Consider the following 25,710-nt stretch of genomic DNA (forward strand, 5'->3'; position numbering starts at 1 on the left):
ACCCCGACGGGGTGTCAGGGTTTGCGGGTCAGGGCCGTCGTCAGCTCCGCCGTCACCGACGTGGTGAGCTCCTCGAGCTCCTCGGCGGTGGGCGGCGTCGCGTGGCGGGCGTACCGCTCCTCCTCGGCGGCGTCGGCGAGCGCGGTGAGGCGCTCCGTGACGTCGTCGGGCAGGGCCGAGCCCGTGCGGGTCCGGACCTCGTCGGCGATGAACGCCGGCGCCCTGCGCAGGGTGACCGACGGGCCGAGTCGCACGTCCTGCTCGGCGAGGAGGGCCAGCACGCGGGACCAGGCCAGCTCCGGGTCGAGCACCTCGACCTCCGTGCGCCGGCGGAGCAGCAGCCAGGCTGCTCCGCCGAGCACGCCGAGCCCGACGACTGTCGCCACCACCCAGGCCCACCCGGGCAGCGTCCGGTCGGACACCTCGGTGCCTCCGGTCGAGCCACCCGCCGTGGCGCCCGGCTCCGACTGCTCGGGCGCCTGGGTCGGCTGCCGTGTGGGCACCTCGTTGGCGCGTGACGGTGTGGGCGCTGCGCTCGGTGCGCTGCCGACACCCGGGTTCGCGTACGAGGGCAGCGGACCCGTCTGGACCTGGGGGGTCGGCTCGAACCGTACCCAGCCGACCGTCGGGAAGTAGATCTCCGGCCAGGCGTGCGAGTCCTGGCCCGTGACCCGGTAACCGCCCTGTCCGTCCGGGCGGCCGGGCAGCCAGCCGATGCCGATCCGGGCGGGGATGTCGAGACTGCGGGCCATGACCATCATCGAGAGGGCGTACTGCGTGCAGTAGCCCTCCTGGTTCTGCAGGAAGTCCCAGACGGTGTCCGACGAGCCGCGGTAGTCGGCGTCCGGGTTGTACACGAACCCCTCGCCGGAGCGCAGGTGGTTCTGCAGGGCGACCACGGCGTCGAACCTCGTGGCCGCGTCGCCGGCGACGTCCTGGGCGTACGCGGCGATCTCGTCCCGGTGCTCGGTGTCGGGCACCTCGGTGTAGCCGGCGGACCGCGGGTCCCCGGACGCCGGAGCCGAGCGGAGCCGCTCCGGCGTGAGCTCGCGGTCGACGACCTCGACGCGGTACCGGGCGCCCGGCTCGGTGCCGTCGCCGCGGACCTCGTCGCGGATCGCGTCGTAGCCCCAGGCGCCCTCGACGCCGATCGACCGGGGCTCGAGCGGCACGGGCAGCTCGGTGCCGGTGAGCTGGCCGATCTCGATGTCCATCCGGCGCCCCTCGCCGACCGCGCCCTCGCCCTCGGGCGCGAGGACGCGGGAGGAGTCGAACTCCGCCAGCCCGCCGTCGGGCACCGCACGCCGGGTCTGGACGCCGTCGAACGCCGTGAGGGTCATGACGCGCAGCGGGCCCGGGGTGTCGTCCTCGGCCACCGTGTACGTCAGCACGGTGCTGCTGGAGCGGGCGCTCAGGGGCTGGCGCATGTCGAGCTCGGACGACAGCTCGACCGTGTCGGACGGCGTGGAGATGAGCTGGTTCCACGTCCCGGCCAGGGCCGGCAGCGAGGCCATGGCCGTCGCGACGCCGAGCGACGTGGCGGCGACGGCCACGGAGGTCAGCGCCGTGATCCAGGAGCGGAACCGCTGGGCACGGCGTACCGCCGCGGAGTCGGAGTCGCTGTGCCGGCCGGGGGTCACGCCCACCGGGTCGACGGTGAGCAGCAGGAGCATCGCGGTCACGCTGATCACGAAGACCAGCCACGGGACCTCGCCGATCAGGGTGAGCGGTGGCGTCCACAGGAGCAGCAGGGGCACGCCGGTGAAGCCGGGCATCCGGGCGCCGGCCAGCGAGTCCATCACCAGCAGCACCAGCAGCGTGCCGCCGACGGCGACCATGCTGATCGCCTCGTCCGGGCCGACGGGGGCTACCTGGGTGCTCATGGTCTCGGTGGCCTGGCGGAACCGCTCGATGACCTGGTCGAGGGAGTCCGGCCCCACGAACGGCTCGAAGCGTTGTCCGGGTCCGCCGTAGCGAGCGAGCACGTACCAGAACGCGACCACCACACCGGCCGCGGTCGCCACGAACGACGCGCTGCCCGACGCCCGGTCGGCGGCACGGTCGGCGCTCGGCCCCTGGCCGGCGGCACGGCGCACGGCGGCGCGGTCGACGGCCGCGCGGATCAGGAGGTACCGCACGACGGCGCTGGTGGTGGACACGAGGATGACGCCGGTGGTCCCGGCGGTCAGCCACGGCCCGGGATCGATCACGAGGGTGAGCGCGTGCATCGACGTGATGACGGCGATGGCCACGAGGATGCCGGAGGCGACCGTACGGACCAGCGGTCCGCGGTGTGCGGGGATCACAGCGCACGCTCCGCGAGCAGGGCCCAGGCGCGTTCGGGGTCGGTCCGGGGCTCCGAGGTGCTGACGTGCCAGCCGGAGGCGCGGAGCTCCGCGACTGTCTCGTCGAGCTCGTGCTGGAACCCCGCACCCCGCGGGGAGACCAGGAGCGCCCAGCACGTGCCCTCGACGCCCAGGGCGGCGAGGGCGTGGCGGGCCTCGGGGTCGTGCGGGCCCAGCACCGCTATGACGATCTCGCCGGCCGTCCGGCCAAGCCGGAGCGCCCGCGCGGTGGTGCCTGTCGCGTTGTGGCCCTCCGCGGCACCGCGGTGCCCGCGGATGTCGACGCAGGCGTCGAGCAGCGCGGACCGGCTGGCCCGCGTGGTCGCGAACCGCTCGCTCTCGAGTCGGGGCGCCACGGAGGTGGTCAGCAGGCGGGTGGGGTGCCCGGCGTCGAGGAACGACGTGGCGATCGAGGCGGCGAGCTCGACCGCCCACTCGCCGTCGTCCACGGCGGCGGGGCGGCGGGGGCCGCCGGACTCCTGCCAGTGCGGGAGCAGCGAGCGGTCGAGCAGGACGGTCACCGGGCGCACGCCGGCGCTCTCGTCCGCCCGGACCATGAGCTGGCCCCGGCGGGCCGCGCTGGCCCAGTGGACACGGCGCGGGTCGTCGCCCGCCACGTACTCGCGCAGCACGGAGTCGTCGCTCGACTGCAGGCGCGCGCCGGTGGCCGAGTGGTCGACGTCGCCCACCGACCGGGTGCGCACGGCGAGCTCGACGGTCCGCGGCCAGACAGGCACGTGCGTCGCGCTGCCGAGCGGCTGGGTCGCGCGGACGAGCCCGAACACGTCGGTCCGCGTCGTGAGCAGGGGGCCGAGCGACCAGCGGCCGCGCCGGGTCGGGGTGAGCGAGTAGTGCACGGTGATCCGGTCGGCCCGCGCGGACACCCTGGCGCGGATCCCCTGGTGCCCCGCGAGCTCGTGCGCCGCCTGCTCGGAGAGCCGCAGCCGCGAGAGCCGCTCGTACGCGGCGCCGCTGGCCTGGTACGCGGCGACGAGGAGGCTGACGTCCGCCGTCCGGTCGCGCACCACGGGGTTCGGGGACACGGCACGGGTCACGTGCAGGGCGCCGCGTCCGGACTCGAGCCGCTGGGTCCCGATGGCCACCCAGGACACCCCCACGGCGAGCAGGGCCGCCGCGCCCAGCCCGACGAGGTCGGGAAGGGTGAGCACGAGTCCGAGCGGCACCAGCGCACCGCCCAGGCAGGCCGCTCCGATACCGCGGGGTGTCAGGCGGACCCGGCTGATCCGTGCGAGCGTGTCACGCCACCTCATGAGCTGGTCGCCCCGGCCGCTCAGAACTGGCGCCGGTCGGCGGGCTCGAGGGCGGGCACGGGTGTGCGCTGCACCAGCTCGTCGACGAGCGTCTCGGGGGTCACGCCACTGAGCCGGGCCTCGGTGGTCAGGATGAGCCGGTGCGCCAGGACGGGCCGGGCGAGCCGCTGGATGTCGTCGGGCAGCACGTGGCCGCGGCCGGCCATGGCCGCGATGGCCTTGGCGGCGCGCAGGAGCTGGAGCGACGCGCGCGGCGAGGCGCCCAGCCGCAGTCCGGCGTGCTCGCGGGTCGCGCCGACCAGCGCCACGACGTACCGCTTGACCGACGGAGACGCGTACAGGGACCGCACGATCTCGGAGAAGCGCAGCATCGAGCGTCCGTCGGTGACGGCCTGCAGGTGGGCCAGCGGGGTGCTGGCCTCCTGCCGGTCGAGCATGAGGATCTCGGCGTCGGTGTCCGGGTAGCCCACCGTGATGCGCGCCATGAAGCGGTCGCGCTGGGCCTCGGGCAGCGGGTACGTGCCCTCCATCTCCACCGGGTTCTGCGTGGCCACCACGAGGAAGGGGCGGGGGAGCTGGTGGGTGGTGCCGTCGACGGTGGTCTGGCCCTCCTCCATGCACTCCAGCAGCGCCGACTGCGTCTTGGGGGAGGCGCGGTTGATCTCGTCGCCGATGACGATGTTGCTGAACACCGGGCCGGGCCGGAACTCGAACTCGTGGCTGCCCGTGCGGAAGATGTTGACCCCGGTCAGGTCGCTCGGCAGCAGGTCCGGCGTGAACTGGATGCGGCCGACGTGGCAGTCGATGCTCCGTGCGATCGCCTTGGCGAGCGTCGTCTTGCCGACGCCCGGCACGTCCTCGACCAGGAGGTGGCCCTCGGCCAGCAGCACGGCGAGCGTGATGTCGGCCAGCCCCGGCCGCCCCGTCACCACCGACTCGACCGCTCCGCGGACACGAGCCATGGTCTCGACCAGCTCGTCGAGTGCGCCCGGTGCTGGCACTGCCTGGGGGGTGGCCCCGCCGTTGTAGTGGTTGTCCGCGAGGCCGGGCGGGGCGGGTTCCGTGTGCAAGGGGAGAACCTCCATCAGGGCCGAGTCGACAGGCCGGTTTGCTGGCGCGGTGGACGCACCGGGTCGAAGCCGGGCGGCCGACGCCTCCCGGCTGGTCCAGCGTAGTAGAGATGTAAAGCACTCTGTTGTCTGCATCACGCGGTCTTCACAGATCCCGGACCTTGATTTACCTCGTCGAATCGGCCCCCTGCCAGGCCTGCGGATGCTGGCGAGAGCGCGGCTGCGGGCTGGCTAGTCCGACATTCCACGCCACGCCGGACATGAATTTCCTCCACCTGGCCTTTACCTCTTTGACCTGCACATTGAGGGACGGTGGGCAGTTCTCCCCATCGTTTTTCCGAGTGTGGTGGTGGAAAGTGGAGTAGCGTGGAGTGTGCGGGAGCGAGAGGAGGTGTTGGCCCATGACTGCGACAGCAGAAGGTTTCGCGGGTCTGGGCCTGCTTCTCGGGACGTACACCCCGAAGCTGGACGAGAAGGGCCGACTGATCCTTCCCGCCAAGTTCCGGGGGCGACTGTCCAGCGGTCTGGTCATGACCAAAGGGCAGGAGCGGTGCCTCTTTCTTCTCCCGATGGACGAGTTCCAGCAGATCTACACCCAGATCCGGCAGGCGCCGGTGACGAGCAAGGCTGCGCGGGACTACACGCGAAACTTCCTGGCGGGAGCCAGCGACGAAGTACCGGACAAGCAGGGCCGGGTCTCCATCCCGACGCACCTGCGTGAGTACGCAGGCCTGGATCGCGAAGTGGTCGTGATCGGGGTCGGTACCCGCGTGGAGGTGTGGGACGCAGCAGCCTGGTCCGCATATCAGGAACAGACCGAACCCGACTACATCGATCAGGCCGAGGAGATCTTCCCCGGACTGAGCTTCTAGGCAGGCGAGGCAGGCGGCCGTACGGCCAGGCCTCCTCCCGCAGGATCCGGCGCACTTCCCCGCCGCCGGAACCGTGCGGAGGGAGACCTGACCGGACGGCCCGGCCCCGCAGGCCGGTCCGGCAGGGCAGGACGACGCAGCAGAGCACGACGCACGAGAGGAGGCACCGATGAACGACGACCGACCAGGCACCGGCGGCGACGCCGCCGACCGCCACCTCCCGGTGCTGCTCCAGCGCTGCGTCGACCTGCTCGCGCCGGCCCTCACGGAGCCGGGCTCGGTGCTGGTGGACTGCACGCTCGGCATGGGTGGCCACACGGAGGCCGTCCTGGAGCAGATCCCGACCGCACGTGTGATCGGCATCGACAGGGACCCGCAGGCGCTGGCCCTGGCGGGCGAGCGGCTGGCCCGGTTCGGCGACCGCTTCACGCCGGTGCACGCCGTCTACGACGAGATCGTCGACGTCGTCGACGAGCACGCCGGCGGGGCGGCCCAGGGTGTCCTCATGGACCTCGGGGTGTCCTCGCTGCAGCTCGACGAGGCCGAGCGCGGCTTCGCGTACGCGCAGGACGCGCCGCTCGACATGCGGATGGACTCCACCCAGGAGCTGACCGCCGCCGACGTGCTCAACACCTACGACGAGCGCGACCTCGCGCGCATCCTGCGGGAGTACGGCGAGGAGCGCTTCGCGAGCAGGATCGCGAAGAACATCGTCCGGCGTCGGGCGGAGCGGGAGTGGGACCGCAGCGGCGAGCTCGTCGACCTGCTGCGGGCCAGCATCCCCGCTGCCACCCGCAAGACCGGCGGCCACCCGGCCAAGCGCACGTTCCAGGCGCTGCGGATCGAGGTGAACGGGGAGCTCGAGGTGCTCGAGCGCGCCGTGCCCGCCGCGATCGAGGCGCTCGCGGTGGGTGGCCGGATCGTCGTGGAGTCGTACCAGTCGCTGGAGGACCGGATCGTCAAGCGCGCCATCGCGCAGGGCACCACGTCGTCCGCGCCGGCCGGGCTGCCCGTCGAGCCGGAGACCCACAAGCCCTACCTCGAGCCGCTCACCCGGGGCGCGGAGGAGGCAGACGCCGAGGAGCTGGAGCGCAACCCGCGCTCGGCGTCGGTCCGGCTGCGCGCCGCACGGCGCCTGCGGCCCACGCCCGACCACCTGATCGACCGCACCACCCAGCACCACACCGCGAAGGAGGACCGCCGATGAGCGCTTCCACTGCTGCGACGGCCCGCGCCGCCCGTCCCGCCGAGCTGCCCCGTACCCGCAGGGCTCCGCTGACCGCCATCTCAGGTGGCGCCGGTCAGCGAGGCCGCCGCCTGGACGTCGTCCGCGCGCCGCTGCACTCGAAGAGCCGGGTGCCGTTCCTCGTGCTGTGCGCCACGCTCATGGTCGTCTCGCTCGTCGCGGTGCTGGTGCTGAACACCACGCTGGCCCGCGGTTCCTACGAGATGTCCGAGCTGCAGGGCGAGGTGGCACAGACCGCCCAGGACGTGCAGGGGCTGCAGGAGGACCTGAGCGCCGCGGAGACGAGCCTGCCGGAGAAGGCCCGCAGCCTCGGCATGGTGCCGGCGGAGAACCCGACCATGGTCAGTCTCCGTACCGGCAAGGTGGTGAAGGGGACAGACCGGTGACCCGGCCGACGTCGGGCTCGGGCCGGCAGCGCACCCCGACGGGGCGCGCTGCCGGACCCCGTACCGCGCAACCCCGCACGGGCCAGCCCCGCACCGGCCAGCCCGCGCGGGGCGACGGCAAGCCACGGCAGGCGGCAACCCCGCAGCGCAAGCAGGGCGCGGCCCCGCAGCGCAAGCAGCCGGCCCCGCAGGGCAGGCCGGCCCCGCAGCGCAAGAACGCCTCGGCGAAAGGGGCGCAGCCCAAGCGGACGTCACCCACCAGGACCCAGCCCCGTGCGACCAGCACGCGGCTGGGTCTTCAGGCACCCGAGGGTGGCCGCAAGGGCCCGGCTCAGCCCCGGCCCGCCCGGTCTAGGGTGGCGCGCCCGCTGCCGCCCCGGCCGGGGCGCCCGGAGATCCGGCAGCGGTGGCTGGTCGGCCTCGCCGCGGTGGTGGTGCTCGTCTTCCTGGTGCGGCTCGTCCACGTGCAGCTCATCGAGGGGCCGAGCCTGGCCGCGGAGGCCGAGGCGGCGCGCACCGCCACCGCCGTGACTCCCGCGCACCGCGGCGACATCACCGACGCGAACGGTGTGACGCTCGCGACCTCGGTGGACCGCTACACGGTCGTCGCCGACCCCAAGGCGATCAAGGACTTCAGCGGAGCGGGCCGCCCGCACGTCGACGGGAGGAAGGTGGAGGACGGCGCCCTGGGCATCGCCCAGCTGCTGGCCCCCATCCTCGACGTGCCCAGGCACGAGCTCGCGGCGCAGCTCGTGGGCGAGTCCCGTTACGAGGTGCTCGCCAAGAACGTGGTGCCAGAGGTGCAGCGCGCCATCTCCAACCTCGAGATCCGCGCGTACATCCGGACCGATCTCACCTCGCGGCGGACGTATCCCTCGCGCACGGTGGGCGGTTCGCTGGTCGGCTTCGTGGACCACGAGCAGACGGGCCGCGGCGGCATCGAGGCGGCGTACGACGACATCCTGTCGGGCACGGCCGGCTCGGACACCTACGAGCGCAGCCTCGACGGCTTGCGCATCCCGGCGGCGGGGCAGGAGTCGGTACCCGCCGTGCCGGGCGACGACGTCCAGCTGTCGCTGGTGCACGACATCCAGTGGAAGGCGCAGGACGCCATCGACGAGGCCCAGCGCTCCTCCGGCGCCGAGTACGGCATCGCGATCGTCCAGGACGTGCGCACGGGCGAGATCGTCGCGCTCGCGGACTCCGGTGCGGTGGACCCGAACGACCGGTCGACGTCGGCGGTGGCGGGCGGGTCCCGTGCGGTCAAGGACGTGTTCGACCCGGGGTCGACGGGCAAGGTGGTCACCATGGCCGCCGCTCTCGAGGGCGGCTACTGGAACCCGAACAGCCGGTTCACCGTGCCGGACACGTACACGACCCCGAACGGCCAGACCTTCCACGACTCGCACGACCACCCGGTGCAGCGGCTCACCCTGACCGGCGTCCTGGCGCAGTCGTCGAACACCGGGACCGTCCAGGTGGGGGAGAAGATCCCGCTCGTGGAGCGGCAGGAGTACCTGCAGCGGTTCGGCTTCGGCCAGCCGACGGGGCTGGGCCTGCCGGGCGAGTCGGTGGGCCTCATGCCGCCCGCCGACGTGGCGGACTGGGACGGCCGCACGCAGTACGCGGTGCTGTTCGGGCAGGGCCTCTCCGTCAACGCGATGCAGGCCACGAGCGTGTTCTCGACGGTGGCGAACGGCGGGGTGCGGATGACGCCGACGCTGTTCAAGGGCACCAAGAGCCCGGACGGCACCGTGACGCCGGCCGAGCGCGAGCCGGGGGAGCGGGTGGTCTCCGAGGAGACGGCCGACACCGTGGTGGAGATGATGGAGGCCGTGACCGAGGACGGTGGTACCGGCACCAACGCCGTGGTGCCCGGGTACCGCGTGGCGGGCAAGACCGGTACCGCCCAGATGCCCGCGGGCAACGGCTGGACCTACATGGCCTCGTTCATCGGGGTCGCCCCGGCTGACGATCCCCGGTACACGGTGTCCGTGTTCCTCAAGAGCCCGAACAGCTCGATCTACGGTGGTGACGTCGCGGCCCCGGTGTTCAGCGACGTCATGGGGTTCACGCTGCAGAAGATGGACGTGCCGCCGAGCAAGAACAGCGACCGGAGACTCAAGACCGAGTGGTGAGTCCCTGGGTCAGCTGCCCGTGATCTGCACGGGGCTGCCCAGCGTGGCGGTGAGGACCGACTCGATGGCGAACCTGGTGGCCTCCGCGAGGTCGACGGCCTCCGGGGCGAGCAGCCACTGCAGCTGAAGCCCGTCCATCACGGCGATGACCGCGTTGGCGGCGCGCTCGGCCTCGCCGTCGGGCAGCTCGACGTCGCGCTCGGTGGCCAGGTCGCGCACCGCCTGCGAGATCTCGCCGCGCAGCACCGCGAACCGCTGCGCCACCCAGCCGGAGGCAGGGTGGCCGTCGGTGACGGACTCCCCGGTGAGCACGGCGTACGCCTGGACGATGCCGCGCCGGTCGGCGTTCAGGCGTGCGGTCGTGACCAGGTGCCGGAACAGATCGATGCCGCCGGGGATGTGCTTGCCCTCCAGGTGCTGCACGTCCACGCGGTCGCGGTACTCGAGCACCTCCCACAGCAGCTTGTCCTTGCTGCCGAAGTGGTGCAGCACCCCGGCGTGGGTGATGCCGACCTGTGCGGCGACGTCGACCAGCGAGCCCTGGTGGTAGCCCTTCGACCCGAACACGCGCGTGGCCGCGGCGAGGATCTCCTCCCGCCGGTGCGCGCGGGTGGGTCGCTTGGCCTTCGGGGCAGCCTGCTCGGTCGCTTCGGACATGCCCCAACGATACGGGGTGAACTGGCTTACTAACCAGTAAGTAAGTGTGGTTGAATGCGTGGCAGCCGTCCGACGCTGAACGGAGAACATGTTGTCATCGCAGGCCATCACGCCAGAGGCCACCGCAGAGGCCACCGCAGAGGCCATCGCCTCTGTGGCCACCGCCCCCGAGCCCGAGCTGCTCCGCCTCCTCGACGAGCTGTCCGCGGAGGAGAAGGTGTCGCTCGTCGTGGGCGCCTCCATGTGGGCGACCACCGCCGTGCCCCGCCTGGGGCTGGAAGCGGTGGTGATGTCCGACGGCCCGGTCGGCGTACGAGGTCCTGCCGGCGGCACGTCGGCGATGCTCCCCGCGCCGTCCGCGCTGGCCGCCACGTGGGACCTGGACCTGGCCCGCCGCACCGGCGCCCTGTTCGCCGCCGAGGCCAGGCGGCACGGCGTGGACGTCGTGCTCGCCCCGCAGGTCAACCTGCAGCGCACGCCCGTGGGCGGCAGGCACTTCGAGTGCTACTCCGAGGACCCGCACCTCACCGCCGAGATCGCGGTGGCGCTCGTGGGCGCCGCCCAGGACCACGGTGTCGGCATGTGCGTCAAGCACTACGTCGCCAACGACTCCGAGACGGAGCGCACGCGCTACCTCGCCCGCCTCGACGAGCGGACGCTCCGGGAGGCGTACCTGGCTCCGTTCGAACGGCTCGTGCGGGACGTGGTCCCGTGGTCGGTCATGGGCGCCTACAACGGCGCGGACACCGGCGGCGTCTCGGCGCGGCTCCTGGAGCACCGGCCGCTGGTGGTCGACCTCCTCAAGGAGGAGTGGGGTTACGACGGCCTGTTCGTCAGCGACTGGGTGGCCACCCAGTCCGTGGTCCCTGCCGTTCGCGGCGGACTCGACCTCCAGATGCCCGGGCCCGACGGCGCGTGGGGCGACGGCCTGCTCGACGCGGTCCGCTCCGGTGAGGTCGTGGAGTCCGAGCTCGACGACAAGGTGCTGCGCCTGCTGCGGCTCGCCCGCCGCACGGGCCGGCTCACTCTGCCCGGCGGCGAGGCCGGCCAGGGCGCGGGCGGAACGGCCGCCGGTGTGCACGCCGCGATCGACCACGCCGCCGGCGCCCCCGGCGGGCCGTCGGCCGAGCGGTTCCTGCGCGAGCTCGTCGCACGCTCCGTCGTCGTGCTCAAGGACTCCGCTGGACTGGTGCCTTTCGTGCTCGACCGGGCCCGCCCCGTGCGCGTGGCGCTGCTCGGCCCCGCGGCCGTCGAGCCGTTCTTCCAGGGGGGCGGCTCGTCGTTCGTGCACCCGGACCGCCTCACCTACCCGGCCGACGAGCTGCGTGCCGCGCTGCCGCAGGGTTCCGAGGTGACGCTGCTGGCGGGGGCGCGTGCCCTGCACAACCCCCCGGAGCTCGACCTCGGCCGGTGCACCGACCCCATGACGGGCGGGCCCGGCCTGCACGTCAGCCTGCTCGCCGCCGACGGCAGCACGCTCGAGGAGTACACGGCCGGCGAGTGGACCGGCTGGCTGCACGACGTGCGGCCGGACGCGGACGCCGTCCGCCTGCGCACCAGGGTCCGGCTCGACGAGCCCGGCGCACACGAGCTGGGCGTCGGCACCGTCGGCGTGCACCGGGTGCTCGTGGACGACGCGGAGATCGCGGCGGGCGACACCCGGGTGAACGAGGACATCGTGCTGTCCTCCGGGCACAACCACCCGATCGCGGCGCTCGCCGCGGCGAGCGGGACCGCCGCCGTCGACGCGACCCTCCAGGTGGTGCACGCCGTGGGCTACGGGCACTTCGTACGCGCCGCGCTCGTGCACCGGCTGCCCGGCCCGTCGCCGGAGGACGAGCTGGCCGCCGCCGTCGAGGCCGCGGCGGCTGCCGACGTCGCCGTGGTGCTCGTCGGCACCACGGCGGAGGTCGAGTCCGAGGGCTACGACCGCCCCGACCTGGACCTGCCCGGCAACCAGGACGAGCTCGTGCGCCGCGTCGTGGCGGCCAACCCGCGCACCGTCGTCGTCGTCAACGCGGGAGCGCCGGTGCTGCTGCCCTGGCTGCACGAGGTGCCCACCGTGCTGTGGGGCTGGCTGCCCGGGCAGGAGGCGGGCACGGCGCTCGCCGACGTGCTGACCGGCGTCACCGAGCCGTCCGGGCGCCTGCCCTGGACGCTCCCCGCGCGGTTCGAGGACGTCCCGGTGCCGCACGCGCGCCCCGTGGACGGCGTCGTCGACTACGCCGAGGGGACCGACATCGGCTACCGGGCCTGGGAACGCCGGCTCGAGGCGGAGCCGGCCGGACCCGCGCCGGCCGCGCCGTTCGGGCACGGCCTGGGCTGGACCACCTGGGAGTACGAGGACGCCGTCCTCGCCTGGGGCGAGGCGCACGACGCCCCCGCGACCCTGACCGTGTACGTGACGGTCCGGAACACCGGCCGCCGGGCCGGCCGCGAGGTGGTCCAGGTGTACGTCGAGGCGCCCGACGGCGGTCCGAGCCGCCCGGTGCGGTGGCTCGGCGGCTTCGCGACCGCGGAGGTCCCCGCCATGGGCAGCGCCACCGTCCGTGTCCGGATAGCGCCCCGCGCGCTCCAGGTCTGGGACCCGCGGACCCAGGGCTGGACCACACCGCCGGGCACCTACCGGCTGCGCACCGGCAGGTCCGTGGCGGACCTGCGACTGACCAACGAGCTGACCGTCCGGCCAGGGGACGACCCAGGCGCCGGAACCCACTGAACACCCACCATCCGTCCCGCACACGCGGGAGGAGTGCAAGGAGGCACACCGTGAGGATTCACAAGCACGTCGCCGCGGCCGCAGCCGCGGCAGGCATCGCCCTGCTGGCCACGGCCTGCGGCGGCGGTGGCGGCGGAGGGACCACGGCGGCCGGCGGCGGCGAGACCCTGACGGTCGGCATGCCGAACGGTGTCCAGACCGAGAACCACAGCCCGTTCGCCACCGGCTCGTCCGCGCTGTCGCTCGGCTACGCGTTCACGATCTACGAGCCGCTCATGATGCGCAACCAGGCCCGTCCGTCGCAGGAGCCGGCCCCCTGGCTCGCCGACAGCATCGAGTGGAACGAGGACTACACCGAGGCGGTCATCACGCCACGCGACGGCGTCACCTGGTCGGACGGGGAGGAGTTCACCGCCGACGACGTCGCGTTCTCCGTCCAGCTGCGCAAGGACTTCGACGCCCTCAACGCCGCGGCCCTGCCCTACGACACCGTCGAGACCGACGGCACGACGGTCACCGTGACGTTCAGCGCCGGGCAGTACGTCAACCAGTCCAAGCTGTACGACCTGGTCATGGTGCCGGAGCACATCTGGGCCGACGTCGAGGACCCCACGACCGACACCAACCCCGACCCCGTCGGCACGGGGCCGTACACGCTCGAGTCGTGGACCCCGCAGGCCGCCACCGTCGTGGCCCGCGACGACTACTGGGGCGGCGAGCCCGCCGTCCCCGAGATCCGCTACTCGTCGTACAACGACAACAACGCCCTGACCACCGCGCTCACGACCGGTGAGGCGCAGTGGGGCTGGACGTTCATCGCCGACTTCGAGAACGTCTACATCGCCCAGGACCCCGAGCACCACAACCAGTACGCCGCCGGCGGCCTCGGCATCGACGTGCTCTACCTGAACAACGAGACCAAGCCGTTCGACGACAAGGCGTTCCGGCAGGCGCTCAACATGGTGATCGACCGCCAGGAGCTCGTCGACGTCGCGACCTCTGGCGTGAACCCCGCACTCACCAGCGTCACCGGGCTGCCCCTGCCCGCCGGCGAGGAGCTCGTCGCCGCCGACCACGCCGGCCAGGAGTTCGCGGTCGACGTCGAGGGCGCACGTGCCCTCCTGAAGGACGCCGGCTACACCTGGGACGGCGACACGCTCATGGACCCCGACGGCGAGAAGGTCACCTTCGAGCTGGTCAACCCCGCCGGCTGGAACGACTACCTGACGGCGCTCGACCTCATCAAGAACTCGGCCGCCGAGCTCGGGGCCACCGCGACGGTCAACCCCGTCAACCAGGACGGCTGGTTCGCCGACATCATCCCGGGCGGCGACTTCCAGGCCACCCTGCACTGGACCGACGGCGGCGCCACCCCCTGGGACATGTACGCCGACATCATGGACGGCGCGCAGTACAAGAAGCTCGGTGAGCCGGCCACGTGGAACTTCGGCCGCTTCCAGGACGACGACGCCACGAAGGCGCTCGCCGACTACGCCGCCGCACCTGACGACGCCGCACGCACGGAGGCGCTCGCCACCATCCAGAAGGTGTTCGTCGAGGAGGTGCCGGGCATCGCCATCTGGACCCGTCCGGCCACCGCGCAGTACTCGACGCAGAACTACGTGGGCTGGCCGTCCGAGGAGGACCCGTACAACCAGCCCCAGCCCACAGGGGTCCAGGCCGCCCAGATCCTGATGAACCTCGAGCCTGCGGACGGCTGATGAGTACGACCGCACCGGTGCTGGCCGCGCACGGCCTCACCAAGCATTTCCGGGCGGGGCACTCTCGGGCGGGTGGACGCCGCGTCGCCGGCCGTTCGCCCGCCCGGGCGATCCACGCCGTGGACGGTGTCGATCTCGAGCTCCACCGCGGCCAGGTGCTGGCCGTGGTCGGGGAGTCGGGCTCCGGCAAGTCCACCGTCGCCCGGCTGCTGGCCCAGCTGATCCCGCTCACGGGCGGGCAGGTGCTGCTGGACGGCACCGACGCCCGGGTGCGCGGCAGGCGGGCCTTCCGCGCTTACGTGCGACGCGTGCAGATGATCTTCCAGGACCCGTTCGCCTCCATCAACCCCGTGCACCCGGTGCGCTACACGCTGACCCGGGCGCTGCGGCTGCACCGCGACCACCCGACGGGCGGGAGGCTGCGCGGCCAGGAGCTGGAGACGGCGCTGACCGAGCTGCTGGAGCGGGTGCACCTCACGCCCGCCGAGCGGTACGTCGACAAGTACCCGCACGAGCTGTCCGGCGGACAGCGGCAGCGCATCGCCATCGCGCGGGCGCTCGCCGCGGACCCGGAGGTGCTGCTCGCGGACGAGCCCGTCTCGATGCTCGACGTGTCGATCCGCCTCGGCATCCTCAACCTGCTGGCCGACCTGCGCGACCGGCTCGGCATCGCCATCCTGTACATCACGCACGACATCGCGTCGGCGCGCTACTTCGCCGACCGGACCACCGTGCTCTACGCCGGGCAGGTGATGGAGACGGGCGACAGCGAGTCGGTCACCCAGGAGCCGCTGCACCCGTACACGCGGCTGCTGGTGGCCTCGGCGCCGGACCCCGACGACCTCGCGGGCGCCGGCGCGGCGGCCGTGCGGGACCAGGGGACCGGCGGCGAGCCGCCGAGCCTCGTGGACCCGCCGCCCGGCTGCCGCTTCGCGCCCCGCTGCCCGTACGCGACGGACCTGTGCCGGTCCGAGACGCCGGTGCTGACCGAGGTCGCGCCCGGTCGTTCGGCCGCCTGCTGGGGCTACAGCGACCGGGGCGGCCGGCCCGACGTCGGTCCCGGGGCGCGGCTCGCGACGGGCCCGGCCGGGCCCGAGGAGGCGGCCGCATGAGGTTCCTGCTGCGCAGGGTCGTGTTCTACGCGCTGACGGCGTGGGCGGCGATCACCATCAACTTCTTCATCCCGCGCATGCTGCCCGGCGACCCGGTGACGGCTCTCATGGGCCGGATGCAGGGCCGCATCGACTCCCAGGCGGAGCAGTCGCTGCGCGTCCTGTTCGGCCTGGACCAGGAGCTGGGCCTGTGGGAGCAGTACGTCGCGTACTGGCGCATGCTCCTGCGGGGCGACCTGGGGCTGTCGTTCACGCACTTCCCGACGCCCGTCGCCGACATCGTGGACCAGTCGCTGCCCTGGACGGTCGGGCTGGTCGGGGTGGCCACGATCATCGCGTTCGTGATCGGCACGCTGGCCGGCTCGATCCTCGGCTGGCGGCGCGGGACGTGGGCCGACGGGCTGCTGCCGGTCGCGACCTTCTTCCAGGCCGTGCCGTACTTCTGGCTCGGCCTGATCACGATCGCCGTGCTCTCGGTGAACCTGGGCTGGTTCCCGTCCAGCGGCAGCTACGACCGCGGCCTGACGCCCGCGTTCACCGGCGAGTTCATCGGCTCGGTCGTCTACCACGGCTTCCTGCCCGCGCTCACCGTGGTGCTGTCGTCCGTGGCGGGCTGGGTGCTCGGCATGCGCAACATGATGGTGACCGTCTCCTCGGAGGACTACGTCACCGTCGCGCACGCCAAGGGTCTGCCGGAGCGGCAGGTCATGCTCGGCTACGCGGCCCGCAACGCGGTGCTGCCGCAGGTCTCCAGCTTCGCCCTGTCCCTCGGGTTCGTGGTCGGCGGCACGCTGATCATGGAGATGGTCTTCTCCTACCAGGGCATCGGCTACACGCTCTACCAGGCGGTCTCCACCCACGACTACCCGCTGATGCAGGGCTGCTTCCTGGTCATCACCCTGTCTGTCCTCGTGGCGAACATGGTGGCCGACCTCGCCTACGCCCTGCTCGACCCCCGTACCCGGACGGAGGACCGATGAACAACCGGCTGATGTTCCTGCGCAACGGCAAGGTGATCACCGGCCTGGTCATCCTCGGCTTCTTCACGCTGCTCGCGCGGCTGGGCCCGTGGATCGCGCCGTACGACCCCAACCAGGTGAGCGACGCGCTGCTGAGCCCGCCGTCGGCGGCGCACTGGCTGGGCACCGACCACACCGGCCGCGACATCCTGTCGCAGATCGTCGTCGGCACGCGCGGCGTGCTCGTCGTCGGTCTGGTGGCCGGGGTGAGCGCCACCGTCGTCGGCGTGCTCGTCGGCGTGACCGCCGGGTTCGTCGGCGGTATCGGCGACGAGTCGCTGTCCGCCGTGTCGAACATGTTCCTCGTGATCCCGCAGCTGCCGCTGATCATCCTGATCGCCGCGCAGCTGCCGTCCGCCGGCGGGCTCACCGTGGCCCTCGTCATCGGCGCTACCGGCTGGGCGTGGGGCGCACGCGTGCTCCGCGCCCAGACACTGTCGCTGCGCAAGCGCGACTTCGTCGAGGCGGCCCGGGCCAACGGGGAGCGCACGTGGCGCCTCGTGCTCGCGGAGGTGCTGCCCAACCTGACGGCCGTGATCGCGTCCGGGTTCGTCGGCACCGTGCTCTTCGCCGTGCTGTCCCAGGTCACGCTCTCGTTCATCGGCATCACCCCGGTCAGCGAGTGGAACTGGGGCACCATCCTGTTCTGGGCGCAGAACAACCTCGCGCTGCAGCGTGGCGCGTGGTGGTGGTTCGTGCCGGCCGGTGCGTGCATCGCCCTGCTGGGCATGGCCCTGACCCTGGTCAACTTCGGCATCGACGAGATCGTCAACCCCCGCCTGCGGTCCACCGGCCTGCACGCGCGCTCGCTGCGCCGCCGGGGCATCCGGCCGCGCGTGGGGTTCACCCCGGTGGTGCGGGAGGCACGGACATGAGCCAGACGGAGACGAGCACACGGGTGCCGGCGGTGGCGACGCCGTCGGACCCCGTGCTGGAGATCCAGAACCTGAGCGTCGACTACGGGTTCGGCGACGACCCCACGCACGTGCTGCGCCAGGTCTCGCTCACCCTGAACCGGGGCGAGGTGCTGGGGCTCGCGGGGGAGTCGGGCTGCGGCAAGTCGACCCTGGCCTACGCGGCGACCCGGCTGCTGCCGCCGCCGGGCCTCATCACGGGCGGCGAGGTATGGCTCACGGGTCGCGACGGCAGGCGCGCGGACCTGCTCTCCCTGTCCGACGCCGAGCTGCGGGCCGCCCGCTGGCGCGACATCGCCATCGTGTTCCAGGGCGCGATGAGCTCGCTCAACCCGGTGTACCGGGTCGAGCGCCAGCTCGTCGACGGCATCCTGGCGCACCGGCCCCGGATGCGGCGCGCCGAGGCCAGGGAGCGGGCCGCCGAGCTGCTGCGGCTCGTCGGCATCTCGGCGGACCGGCTGCGGTCCTACCCGCACCAGCTGTCCGGGGGGATGCGGCAGCGCGTCATGATCGCGATGGCGCTCGCCCTGGAGCCACAGGTGCTCATCATGGACGAGCCCACCACGGCGCTCGACGTCGTCATGCAGCGCCAGATCCTGGAGCAGGTGATGGAGCTGCGCGAGCGGCTGGGCTTCTCGGTGGTCCTCATCACGCACGACGTGTCCCTGCTGGTCGAGGTCGCCGACCGGATCGCCGTCATGTACGCGGGCGAGATCGTGGAGACGGCCGTGGCCAGGGACGTGTACGCGCAGCCGCGACACCCGTACTCGGCCGGTCTGCTCGGGTCGTTCCCCCCGCTGCACGGGCCGCGCCGCGAGCTCACCGGGATCCCCGGCGCGCCGCCGGACCTGTCCCAGCGTGAGCCGGGCTGCCCCTTCGCACCCCGGTGCGCGCACGCCGTGGACGTGTGCCGCACCGAGCTGCCGGTCCTTGGCCGCACCGCGCAGGCCGAGGAGGGGCGTCTGGTGGCGTGCCACCTGCACACCTCAGAACTCGTGCGCGGGGAGCTACCGGGGCTCCTGGCGCGGTAGGGCTCATGATCTCCGCCACGCGCAGAGCGGCCGGCCGGCGAGTACCGGCCGGCCGCCCTGCGCCCGCCGGGATCCAGCGGCGAGAGCCGCGGCCCCGCACGGGCGAGTCGCAGAAGTAGCGGGCCCGACCCACCGTCATGCCCGGACCGACCCACAACCACCACGTGAGTCGCACAGACGGGACAGGACCCTCCCCTCGGAAGCGGTAGGTTCTACTCCGTGACATCCCCGTTCGACCGGATCCGTCCGGCGGCCACGACAGCGCGCAAGGTCTCCGACCTCGCGGTCGCGTTCGGCCTCACCATCGCCCCAGGTCATCCCGCCGACGCCGCGGTCACCTGCGCGGCATCGGACAACCGTGTGGCGCAGGAGGGAGACCTGTTCGTCGCCTTGCCCGGCGCCCGGGCGCACGGCGCGCAGTTCGCCGCCGACGCCGTCGGGCGCGGCGCCGCCGCGGTCCTCACCGACGCCCGCGGGGCAGAGCTGATCGGCACGGGCGGCAGCGTCCCCGTGCTCGTGTCCGACGACCCGCGCGCGATCCTCGGCCAGGTCGCCGCCTGGGTGCTCGGCAACCCCGCCGCCGACCTGATGACGTTCGGCGTCACGGGCACCAACGGGAAGACGACCACCACCTACCAGCTCGACCACCTGCTGCGGGCGCTCGGCTGGAAGGGCGGCCTGATCGGCACCGTCGAGACCCGTTCGGGGGACCGCGTGCTCCCGAGCGTGCTGACCACGCCGGAGGCCGCCGACCTGCAGGCACTGCTCGCGGCGATGCGCGAGGACGACGTGCGCACCCTCGCCATGGAGGTCTCCTCCCACGCGCTCGCGCAGCACCGCGTGGACGGCGTCGTGTTCGGCGTGGCCGGGTTCACCAACCTGACCCAGGACCACCTCGACTTCCACGGCGACTTCGAGTCGTACTTCGCCACGAAGGCAGAGCTGTTCACCCCCGCCCGCGCCCGCCGCGGCGTCGTCACCGTCGACGACGTGTGGGGCGAGCGCATGGCCGAGGCCGCCCAGATCCCGGTCGCGACGCTCACCACGCTGCCGGACCGGGACGCCGACTGGACGGTGACCGACGTAGCCCCGTCAGGTACCGGCTCCGCCTTCACCCTCACCCACCGCGACGGACGCGCGCTGCGCACCTCCACCTCGCTGCCCGGCGGCTACAACGTGGCCAACGCGGCGCTCGCGGTGACCATGGTGCTGGAGGGCGGCTCGGACGTGCGGGACGTGACCGAGGCGCTCGCGGCGGGCCAGGGCCTGAGCGCCACCGTCCCCGGACGCATGGAGGTGCTCGCCACCGCCCCGCGCGTGGTGGTCGACTTCGCGCACAACACGGAGGCGCTGGAGCTCAGCCTCGCCGCGCTGCGCCCGACGACGTCCGGCCGGCTCGCCGTCGTGTTCGGCGCGACGGGCGACCGCGACCCCGGAAAGCGGCCCTTCATGGGGGCCGCCGCCGTCCGCGGCGCGGACGTGGTCTACGTGACCGACGACGACCCGCACGACGAGGACCCCGCGAAGGTGCGGGCCGAGGTGCTCGCCGGCACCGGCCCGGACGGCGCGCCGTCGGGTACCGGCGCTGCGGCGGACGGCCGCGGCTCGCGTACCGTTGAGGTCCACGAGGTCGCCCCCCGCGCGGACGCCATCCGCGCGGCGATCGCCGCCGCGCGCCCCGAGGACACCGTGCTCGTCGCAGGCCGGGGGCACGAGACGGTCCAGGAGATCGCGGGCGTGGACCACCAGCTCGACGACCGTGTCGAGGCGCGCGCCGCCCTGGCGGCCCGGAAGGCGCGGCCTCAGCAGGACGTGTAGCACGAGCAGCGGAACGTAACCCGAGCTGTACCCATGCAGGAGAGGACACCACAGGCATGATCGAGCTGACTGCGGCGCAGGTCGCCGCAGCCACCGGCGGGCGGCTGCACGCCGACCCGGACGTGACGGTCACGGGGGCGGTGATCATCGACTCGCGCGACGCGGGACCCGGTGCGCTGTTCGTGGCGCTGCCGGGCGAGCGGGTGGACGGACACGACTTCGCGGCGGGCGCCGTGCGTGCGGGCGCGGCCCTCGTGCTCGCCGCCCGTGAGCTGGACGGCCTGCCGACCGTCGTGGTGGACGACCCCCAGGCCGCCCTCGGCGACCTCGCCAGGCACGTCCTGGCCACGGTGCGCGGCGGGGCCGACGGCTCGGCCGGCCCCCGGGTCGTCGCCGTGACCGGCTCGGTCGGCAAGACCACGACCAAGGACCTGCTCGGCCAGCTCCTGGCCCCGGAAGGCACCATCATCGTGCCGAAGGGCTCCTTCAACAACGAGATCGGCCTGCCGCTGACCGTCCTGCGGGTCACCGCGGCGACGCGCTACCTCGTGCTCGAGATGGGTGCCGACCGGGTGGGCAACATCGCCTACCTCACGGGCATCGCGCCGCCCGACGTCGGTGTGGTGCTCGCGGTCGGCGTCGCGCACGTCGGCCACTTCGGCAGCGTCGAGGCCATCGCGCGGACGAAGGGCGAGATGGTCGAGGGCGTCGTCGACGGGGGCTCCGTGGTGCTCAACGCCGACGACCTGCGGGTCGTCGCCATGGCCGACCGGGCGGCGCCAGGCACCACCGTGCAGACCTTCGGCACCATCCCGGCCGCCGACGTGCGGGCAGAGGACGTCACCGTCGACACGGCGGGCCGCGCGAGCTTCACGCTCCGGGTCGCCCGGTCCGGCGCCGCCGACGAGCAGCGCGCCGAGGTCGCGCTGGGGCTCGTGGGGGCGCACCACGTGAGCAACGCGCTCGCGGCGGCAGCCGTGGCGCTGCGCCTCGGCGTGACCGTCACCGACGTCGCGCAGCGGCTCTCCGGCGCGACCGCGCTGAGCCCGCACCGCATGGCCGTCACCGAGCGGCCCGACGGCGTCACCGTGATCGACGACGCGTACAACGCGAACCCCGACTCGATGAAGGCCGCCCTGCGCACGCTCGCCGTCATGGCGGGCCGTACCCGCCGCTCCGTCGCGGTGCTCGGCGAGATGCTCGAGCTCGGCGACGGCGCGCGCGCCGCGCACGACGAGATCGGGCGGCTCGTGGTGCGGCTGAACATCAAGCAGCTGATCGTGGTCGGCGAGGGCGCGTATCACATCCACGAGGGCGCGATGCAGGAGGGGTCCTGGGGGTCGGAGTCGATCTTCGTGCCCGACCTGGCCGCCGCCCGTTCGATGCTGGACGAGTCGCTGGAGACCGGCGACGTCGTGCTCGTGAAGTCGTCCCTCGGTGCCGGGCTGGCCGAGCTCGGCGACCACCTGTCGATGGCTCTGACCACTAAGGACAACAACAAGTGATCGCGATCCTGGTCAGCGCCGCGGTGGCGCTGCTCGTCGCCCTGCTGGGCACGCCGGTCTTCATCCGGTTCCTGATCCACAAGAACTACGGGCAGTTCGTCCGTGAGGACGGTCCGACCGGCCACTTCACCAAGCGCGGCACGCCGACCATGGGCGGCGTGGTCATGATCGCGGCGACCCTCGTCGGTGTCGCGGCCTCGATGCTCGTGTCGGGACGGCTGCCGAGCGTGTCGGCGCTGCTGGCGCTCTACCTCATGGCCGGCCTCGGCATGGTCGGGTTTCTCGACGACTTCACCAAGATCCGCAAGCAGCGGTCCCTCGGCCTGACCGCACGCGCCAAGCTGATCGGCCAGGGCATCGTCGGCATCTCGTTCGCCGTGCTCGCGCTCCAGTTCCCCAACGAGAACTCGCGCACCCCCGCGTCGACCAAGATCTCGTTCCTGCGCGACACCGAGCTCGACCTGGCGTTCGCGGGCGCGACCGTCGGCCTCATCCTCTTCGTCATCTGGGCCAACCTGCTCGTGTCGGCGTGGTCCAACGCCGTCAACATCACCGACGGTCTCGACGGACTGGCCACGGGCGTCTCGATCATCACGTTCGGAGCGTACGTGCTGGTGGGCATCTGGCAGCTCAACCAGTCGTGCCAGTTCCTGGCCACGGCGGGACCGCGGTGCTACGAGGTGCGCGACCCGCAGGACCTCGCGGTCGTCGCGGCCGCCGTCACGGGCGCCTGCGTGGGCTTCCTGTGGTGGAACGCCAACCCCGCCAAGATCTTCATGGGCGACACCGGCTCGCTCGCCCTGGGCGGCGCCCTCGCCGGCCTGTCGATCCTGAGCCGCACCGAGCTGCTCGCCGTGATCATCGGCGGCATGTTCGTGCTCATCGTCTCGTCCGTGGTGATCCAGGTCGGGTTCTTCAAGATGACCGGCAGGCGCGTGTTCAAGATGGCGCCGCTGCAGCACCACTTCGAGCTGTCCGGGTGGGGCGAGGTCACCATCGTCATCCGGTTCTGGCTCATCGCCGGCCTGCTCGCGGGCCTGGGCATGGGCATCTTCTACGCCGAGTGGGTCGCCTCGTGACCGAGGTACCGAGCCCCGCGGCCGGCGACACCTACGGGGTGGTCGAACCGCGCGTGCCACTGGCCGAGGCCCGGGTGGTGCTGGCGGGACTCGGCGTGACCGGACGGTCGCTCCAGGGTGTCCTGACGCCGCGCGTCGCCTCGCTGGTCACCGTCGACGACCGGGCCGGCGACGCGGACCACTCCGGGCTCGACGCCGGTGCGGCGGCCGCCGTGCTGGCGCAGGCCGACCTGCTGGTCGCCTCGCCGGGCTTCTCGCCGCACCACCCGGTCGTCGCGGCGGCGCTCGCCGCGGGCGTCCCCGTGTGGAGCGAGGTCGAGCTCGCGTGGCGCCTGCGGGTCGACCGGCTGGGCCGTACCGAGCCCGCCCGGTGGCTCGGCATCACCGGGTCCAACGGCAAGACCACGACCGTCGAGATGCTGGCGTCGATCCTGCGGGCGGCCGGCCTGCGCGCCGCCGCCGTGGGGAACGTCGGCCGCTCCCTCGTGGAGGCGGCCCTCGACCCGGCGCTCGACGTCCTGGCGGTGGAGCTGTCGAGCTTCCAGCTCCACTTCACCCGCACGATGTCCCTCGAGGCCGGTGCGGTCCTGAACGTCTCGCCCGACCACCTCGACTGGCACGGCTCGGTCGACGCGTACACGCGTGACAAGGGCCGGATCTTCGAGCGCGTCCAGGTGGCCTGCGTCTACAACGTGGCCGACCCGAGGACCGAGGAGCTGGTGCGCGAGGCCGACGTCGTCGAGGGCGCCCGCGCGGTCGGCTTCGCGGTCGGCGCACCCCGCCCCGGCGACCTCGGGCTCGTCGACGACGTGCTGGTGGACCGCGCGTTCCACGCCGCCCACGACGACCCCGACCGCCGCAAGAGCGCGGCGGAGCTCGGCACCCTCGCCGACCTGCGGCAGCTCGGCGACCAGGGCGGTGTGGTGCCGACGCACATCGTGGCGGACGCGCTGGCGGCCGCGGCGCTCGCCCGCGCGCACGGCGTGCCCGCCGCCGCCGTCCGTGACGGCCTGCGGTCCTTCGGCCCGAGCGAGCACCGCATCCAGCGCGTCGCCGAGGTCGGCGACGTCACGTACGTGAACGACTCGAAGGCGACGAACACCCACTCCGCCGCGGCCTCGCTGGCCGGTTTCGCCCACGGCACGGTGGTCTGGATCGCCGGTGGCCTGGCCAAGGGCGCCACGTTCGACGACCTCGTGTCGTCCCGCGCCGACCGCATGCGCGCCGCCGTGGTCATCGGGGCGGACCCGCGGCCCTTGGCCGACACGCTGGCCCGACACGCGCCGCAGGTCCCGGTCGTGGTGATCGATCCCGGTGACACTGGGACGGTGATGCGCAGGGCGGTAGCCGCGGCACGGGACCTGGCACAGCCGGGGGACACCGTGCTGCTGGCCCCGGCAGGCGCGTCGCAGGACCAGTTCGCCTCGTACGCCCAGCGCGGCGAGGAGTTCGTCACGGTGGTGCGTGAGCTCGCCACCACGCACTGAGGCGCGGGAGGGACAGCGGATGGCTACGACGGGAACGAGCCGTAGCGCGCCCGAGCGATCATGGCTGGGGCAGTGGAACTCCAACGTCTCCAGCTACTACCTCCTGGTGGGCACCACCGGCCTGCTGACCGTGATCGGCCTGATCATGGTGCTGTCCAGCTCGACGGTGACGTCGATCGCCGAGGGCGGGTCGCCGTACACGGCGTTCCTGGTCCAGGCGCAGTACGCCCTGATCGGCCTGCCCGTGCTGCTGGTCGCCGCGCACCTGCCCGTCCGCTGGTACAAGCGCCTCGCGCTGCCAGGGCTCGCGGTCTCCGTGGTGCTGCTCGTCGCGGTGATCTTCATGGGTGAGATCACCAACGGGCAGCAGAACTGGCTGTCGTTCGGGCCGGTGCGGTTCCAGCCGTCGGAGCTCGCCAAGCTCGCCCTCGCGATCTGGCTGGGTACCGTGCTGGGCCGCAAGCAGCAGCTCCTGGGCAGGTGGTCGCACGCGATCATGCCCGCTGCCCCCGGCGCGGTCGTGGTGATCGGGCTGGTGCTCGGCGGGGGAGACCTGGGTACGGCGCTCGTCATCGGCGTGCTGGTGGCGGGCGCGTTCTTCGTGGCCGGTGTGCCGCTGTCGCTGCTGGGGCTCGGCACCACGATCGCCGCGGTCGTCATCGGGTACGTGTTCATCGTCCAGCAGGACGGCGGGGACCGTCTCCAGCGCATCATCGCCACCTATGGCGCGGAGTGCGACGCGGCGTCGGAGTGCTACCAGTCCCTGCACGGCCTGTTCGGGCTGGGCACCGGCGGGCTGTGGGGGGTGGGCCTCGGCGGGAGCCGCGAGAAGTGGAGCTACCTGCCCGAGGCGCACAACGACTTCATCTTCGCGGTGATCGGCGAGGAGCTCGGCCTGTTCGGCACGGTGCTGGTCGTGGCTCTGTTCGCGGTGCTCGGGCTCGCGATGAGCCGGGTGATCCAGCGGCACACCGACCCGTTCGTCAAGGTGGCCACCGCCGCCGTCGCCTGCTGGATCGTCGGCCAGGCCTTCGTGAACATCGGCGTGGTGATCGGCGTGCTGCCGGTGATCGGCGTGCCGCTCCCGCTGGTGTCCGCCGGCGGTTCGGCGCTGATCACCACGATGGCCGCCCTCGGGATGGTGATCTCCTTCGCCCGCACGGAGCCAGGGGCTGCCAAGGCGCTGGCTGCACGCGGTAGCGTCGTCCGCAAGTCACTGGCTGTGCTGGGCGGCGCGGTTCGTAGACGGTAGAAATGTGCACGGTGGCTCCATCGGTGACGAGATCCGGCACGTCAGATCCCGTCGGGAGGCCGCCGCGC

General features: G+C 72.9%; 19 protein-coding genes. 15 read left to right on the top strand and 4 right to left on the bottom strand.

What is annotated here, in order from left to right:
* Positions 1-14 precede the first annotated feature (14 nt).
* Genes ACYVK7_RS23685 through ACYVK7_RS23695 form a run of 3 tightly spaced genes read right to left on the bottom strand, consistent with a single transcriptional unit; the run spans position 15 to position 4,686 of the window.
* The gene (locus tag ACYVK7_RS23685; protein ID WP_460890179.1) at positions 15-2,306 is read right to left on the bottom strand and encodes a transglutaminase family protein; all 2,292 of its coding nucleotides are present in this window, start codon (positions 2,304-2,306) and stop codon (positions 15-17) included.
* Positions 2,303-3,616 (bottom strand): DUF58 domain-containing protein, encoded by a 1,314-nt coding sequence (locus tag ACYVK7_RS23690; RefSeq protein ID WP_460890180.1) that lies wholly within the window; start codon positions 3,614-3,616, stop codon positions 2,303-2,305. Before ACYVK7_RS23690 ends, ACYVK7_RS23685 begins: the two co-directional genes overlap by 4 nt.
* A gap of 20 nt (positions 3,617-3,636) precedes the next feature.
* Positions 3,637-4,686, bottom strand: a complete 1,050-nt coding sequence (locus tag ACYVK7_RS23695; protein ID WP_460890181.1) for an AAA family ATPase — start codon at positions 4,684-4,686, stop codon at positions 3,637-3,639.
* 401 nt (positions 4,687-5,087) lie between these two features.
* On the opposite strand from ACYVK7_RS23695, the gene mraZ reads away from it, so the two are divergent.
* The 4 genes from mraZ (at position 5,088) to ACYVK7_RS23715 (ending at position 9,328) form a co-directional block, all read left to right on the top strand.
* Positions 5,088-5,558, top strand: a complete 471-nt coding sequence (mraZ, locus tag ACYVK7_RS23700) for a division/cell wall cluster transcriptional repressor MraZ (protein WP_460890182.1) — start codon at positions 5,088-5,090, stop codon at positions 5,556-5,558.
* A gap of 169 nt (positions 5,559-5,727) precedes the next feature.
* Positions 5,728-6,765 (top strand): 16S rRNA (cytosine(1402)-N(4))-methyltransferase RsmH, encoded by a 1,038-nt coding sequence (gene rsmH, locus ACYVK7_RS23705; RefSeq protein WP_460890183.1) that lies wholly within the window; start codon positions 5,728-5,730, stop codon positions 6,763-6,765.
* Positions 6,762-7,190 carry a hypothetical protein gene (locus ACYVK7_RS23710; RefSeq protein ID WP_460890184.1) on the top strand — a complete coding sequence of 143 codons (429 nt, stop codon included), beginning with the start codon at positions 6,762-6,764 and terminating at the stop codon, positions 7,188-7,190. The genes rsmH and ACYVK7_RS23710 overlap by 4 nt, the downstream gene beginning before the upstream one ends.
* The gene (locus tag ACYVK7_RS23715) at positions 7,187-9,328 is read left to right on the top strand and encodes a peptidoglycan D,D-transpeptidase FtsI family protein (protein WP_460890185.1); all 2,142 of its coding nucleotides are present in this window, start codon (positions 7,187-7,189) and stop codon (positions 9,326-9,328) included. The genes ACYVK7_RS23710 and ACYVK7_RS23715 overlap by 4 nt, the downstream gene beginning before the upstream one ends.
* 9 nt (positions 9,329-9,337) lie before the next feature.
* On the opposite strand, the gene ACYVK7_RS23720 is transcribed toward ACYVK7_RS23715, so the two are convergent.
* Entirely contained in the window at positions 9,338-9,985 is a 648-nt protein-coding gene (locus tag ACYVK7_RS23720) for a TetR/AcrR family transcriptional regulator (protein ID WP_460890186.1), read from the bottom strand.
* A gap of 91 nt (positions 9,986-10,076) precedes the next feature.
* Here ACYVK7_RS23720 and ACYVK7_RS23725 point away from each other — a divergent pair, with 91 nt between their 5' ends.
* The 11 genes from ACYVK7_RS23725 to ftsW all read left to right on the top strand — a co-directional run bounded on the left by ACYVK7_RS23725 (position 10,077) and on the right by ftsW (position 25,642).
* Complete coding sequence (locus ACYVK7_RS23725) at positions 10,077-12,704, top strand: beta-d-glucosidase (protein WP_460890187.1); 2,628 nt, start codon at positions 10,077-10,079, stop codon at positions 12,702-12,704.
* A 50-nt stretch (positions 12,705-12,754) separates the two neighbouring features.
* Positions 12,755-14,425, top strand: coding sequence for an ABC transporter substrate-binding protein (locus ACYVK7_RS23730; protein WP_460890188.1), 1,671 nt, complete (start codon positions 12,755-12,757; stop codon positions 14,423-14,425).
* A complete protein-coding gene (locus tag ACYVK7_RS23735) occupies positions 14,425-15,537 on the top strand; it encodes an ABC transporter ATP-binding protein (protein ID WP_460890189.1) in 1,113 nt (370 codons plus the stop codon). The genes ACYVK7_RS23730 and ACYVK7_RS23735 overlap by 1 nt, the downstream gene beginning before the upstream one ends.
* The gene (locus tag ACYVK7_RS23740; protein ID WP_460890190.1) at positions 15,534-16,517 is read left to right on the top strand and encodes an ABC transporter permease; all 984 of its coding nucleotides are present in this window, start codon (positions 15,534-15,536) and stop codon (positions 16,515-16,517) included. Before ACYVK7_RS23735 ends, ACYVK7_RS23740 begins: the two co-directional genes overlap by 4 nt.
* Entirely contained in the window at positions 16,514-17,431 is a 918-nt protein-coding gene (locus ACYVK7_RS23745; RefSeq protein WP_460890191.1) for an ABC transporter permease, read from the top strand. Before ACYVK7_RS23740 ends, ACYVK7_RS23745 begins: the two co-directional genes overlap by 4 nt.
* Positions 17,428-18,501, top strand: coding sequence for an ABC transporter ATP-binding protein (locus tag ACYVK7_RS23750; RefSeq protein ID WP_460890192.1), 1,074 nt, complete (start codon positions 17,428-17,430; stop codon positions 18,499-18,501). Before ACYVK7_RS23745 ends, ACYVK7_RS23750 begins: the two co-directional genes overlap by 4 nt.
* Before the next feature lie 219 nt (positions 18,502-18,720).
* Positions 18,721-20,319 (top strand): UDP-N-acetylmuramoyl-L-alanyl-D-glutamate--2,6-diaminopimelate ligase, encoded by a 1,599-nt coding sequence (locus ACYVK7_RS23755; protein ID WP_460890193.1) that lies wholly within the window; start codon positions 18,721-18,723, stop codon positions 20,317-20,319.
* Between the two features lie 56 nt (positions 20,320-20,375).
* A complete protein-coding gene (locus ACYVK7_RS23760) occupies positions 20,376-21,824 on the top strand; it encodes a UDP-N-acetylmuramoyl-tripeptide--D-alanyl-D-alanine ligase (protein WP_460890194.1) in 1,449 nt (482 codons plus the stop codon).
* Positions 21,821-22,903 (top strand): phospho-N-acetylmuramoyl-pentapeptide-transferase, encoded by a 1,083-nt coding sequence (gene mraY, locus ACYVK7_RS23765; RefSeq protein ID WP_460890195.1) that lies wholly within the window; start codon positions 21,821-21,823, stop codon positions 22,901-22,903. The genes ACYVK7_RS23760 and mraY overlap by 4 nt, the downstream gene beginning before the upstream one ends.
* Positions 22,900-24,390, top strand: coding sequence for a UDP-N-acetylmuramoyl-L-alanine--D-glutamate ligase (murD, locus tag ACYVK7_RS23770; protein ID WP_460890196.1), 1,491 nt, complete (start codon positions 22,900-22,902; stop codon positions 24,388-24,390). Before mraY ends, murD begins: the two co-directional genes overlap by 4 nt.
* 19 nt (positions 24,391-24,409) lie before the next feature.
* Entirely contained in the window at positions 24,410-25,642 is a 1,233-nt protein-coding gene (ftsW, locus tag ACYVK7_RS23775; RefSeq protein WP_460890197.1) for a putative lipid II flippase FtsW, read from the top strand.
* The last annotated feature ends 68 nt before the right edge of the window (positions 25,643-25,710 follow it).

The organism is Promicromonospora xylanilytica (assembly GCF_054782895.1).

Bases quoted from the DNA above. Each gene is read 5' to 3' on its own strand.
- ACYVK7_RS23690 (WP_460890180.1), bottom strand. From the start codon at position 3,616: ATGAGGTGGCGTGACACGCTCGCACGGATCAGCCGGGTCCGCCTGACA.
- mraZ (WP_460890182.1), top strand. From the start codon at position 5,088: ATGACTGCGACAGCAGAAGGTTTCGCGGGTCTGGGCCTGCTTCTCGGG.
- rsmH (WP_460890183.1), top strand. From the start codon at position 5,728: ATGAACGACGACCGACCAGGCACCGGCGGCGACGCCGCCGACCGCCAC.
- ACYVK7_RS23710 (WP_460890184.1), top strand. From the start codon at position 6,762: ATGAGCGCTTCCACTGCTGCGACGGCCCGCGCCGCCCGTCCCGCCGAG.
- ACYVK7_RS23720 (WP_460890186.1), bottom strand. From the start codon at position 9,985: ATGTCCGAAGCGACCGAGCAGGCTGCCCCGAAGGCCAAGCGACCCACC.
- ACYVK7_RS23735 (WP_460890189.1), top strand. From the start codon at position 14,425: ATGAGTACGACCGCACCGGTGCTGGCCGCGCACGGCCTCACCAAGCAT.
- ACYVK7_RS23740 (WP_460890190.1), top strand. From the start codon at position 15,534: ATGAGGTTCCTGCTGCGCAGGGTCGTGTTCTACGCGCTGACGGCGTGG.
- ACYVK7_RS23745 (WP_460890191.1), top strand. From the start codon at position 16,514: ATGAACAACCGGCTGATGTTCCTGCGCAACGGCAAGGTGATCACCGGC.
- ACYVK7_RS23750 (WP_460890192.1), top strand. From the start codon at position 17,428: ATGAGCCAGACGGAGACGAGCACACGGGTGCCGGCGGTGGCGACGCCG.
- ACYVK7_RS23760 (WP_460890194.1), top strand. From the start codon at position 20,376: ATGATCGAGCTGACTGCGGCGCAGGTCGCCGCAGCCACCGGCGGGCGG.
- ftsW (WP_460890197.1), top strand. From the start codon at position 24,410: ATGGCTACGACGGGAACGAGCCGTAGCGCGCCCGAGCGATCATGGCTG.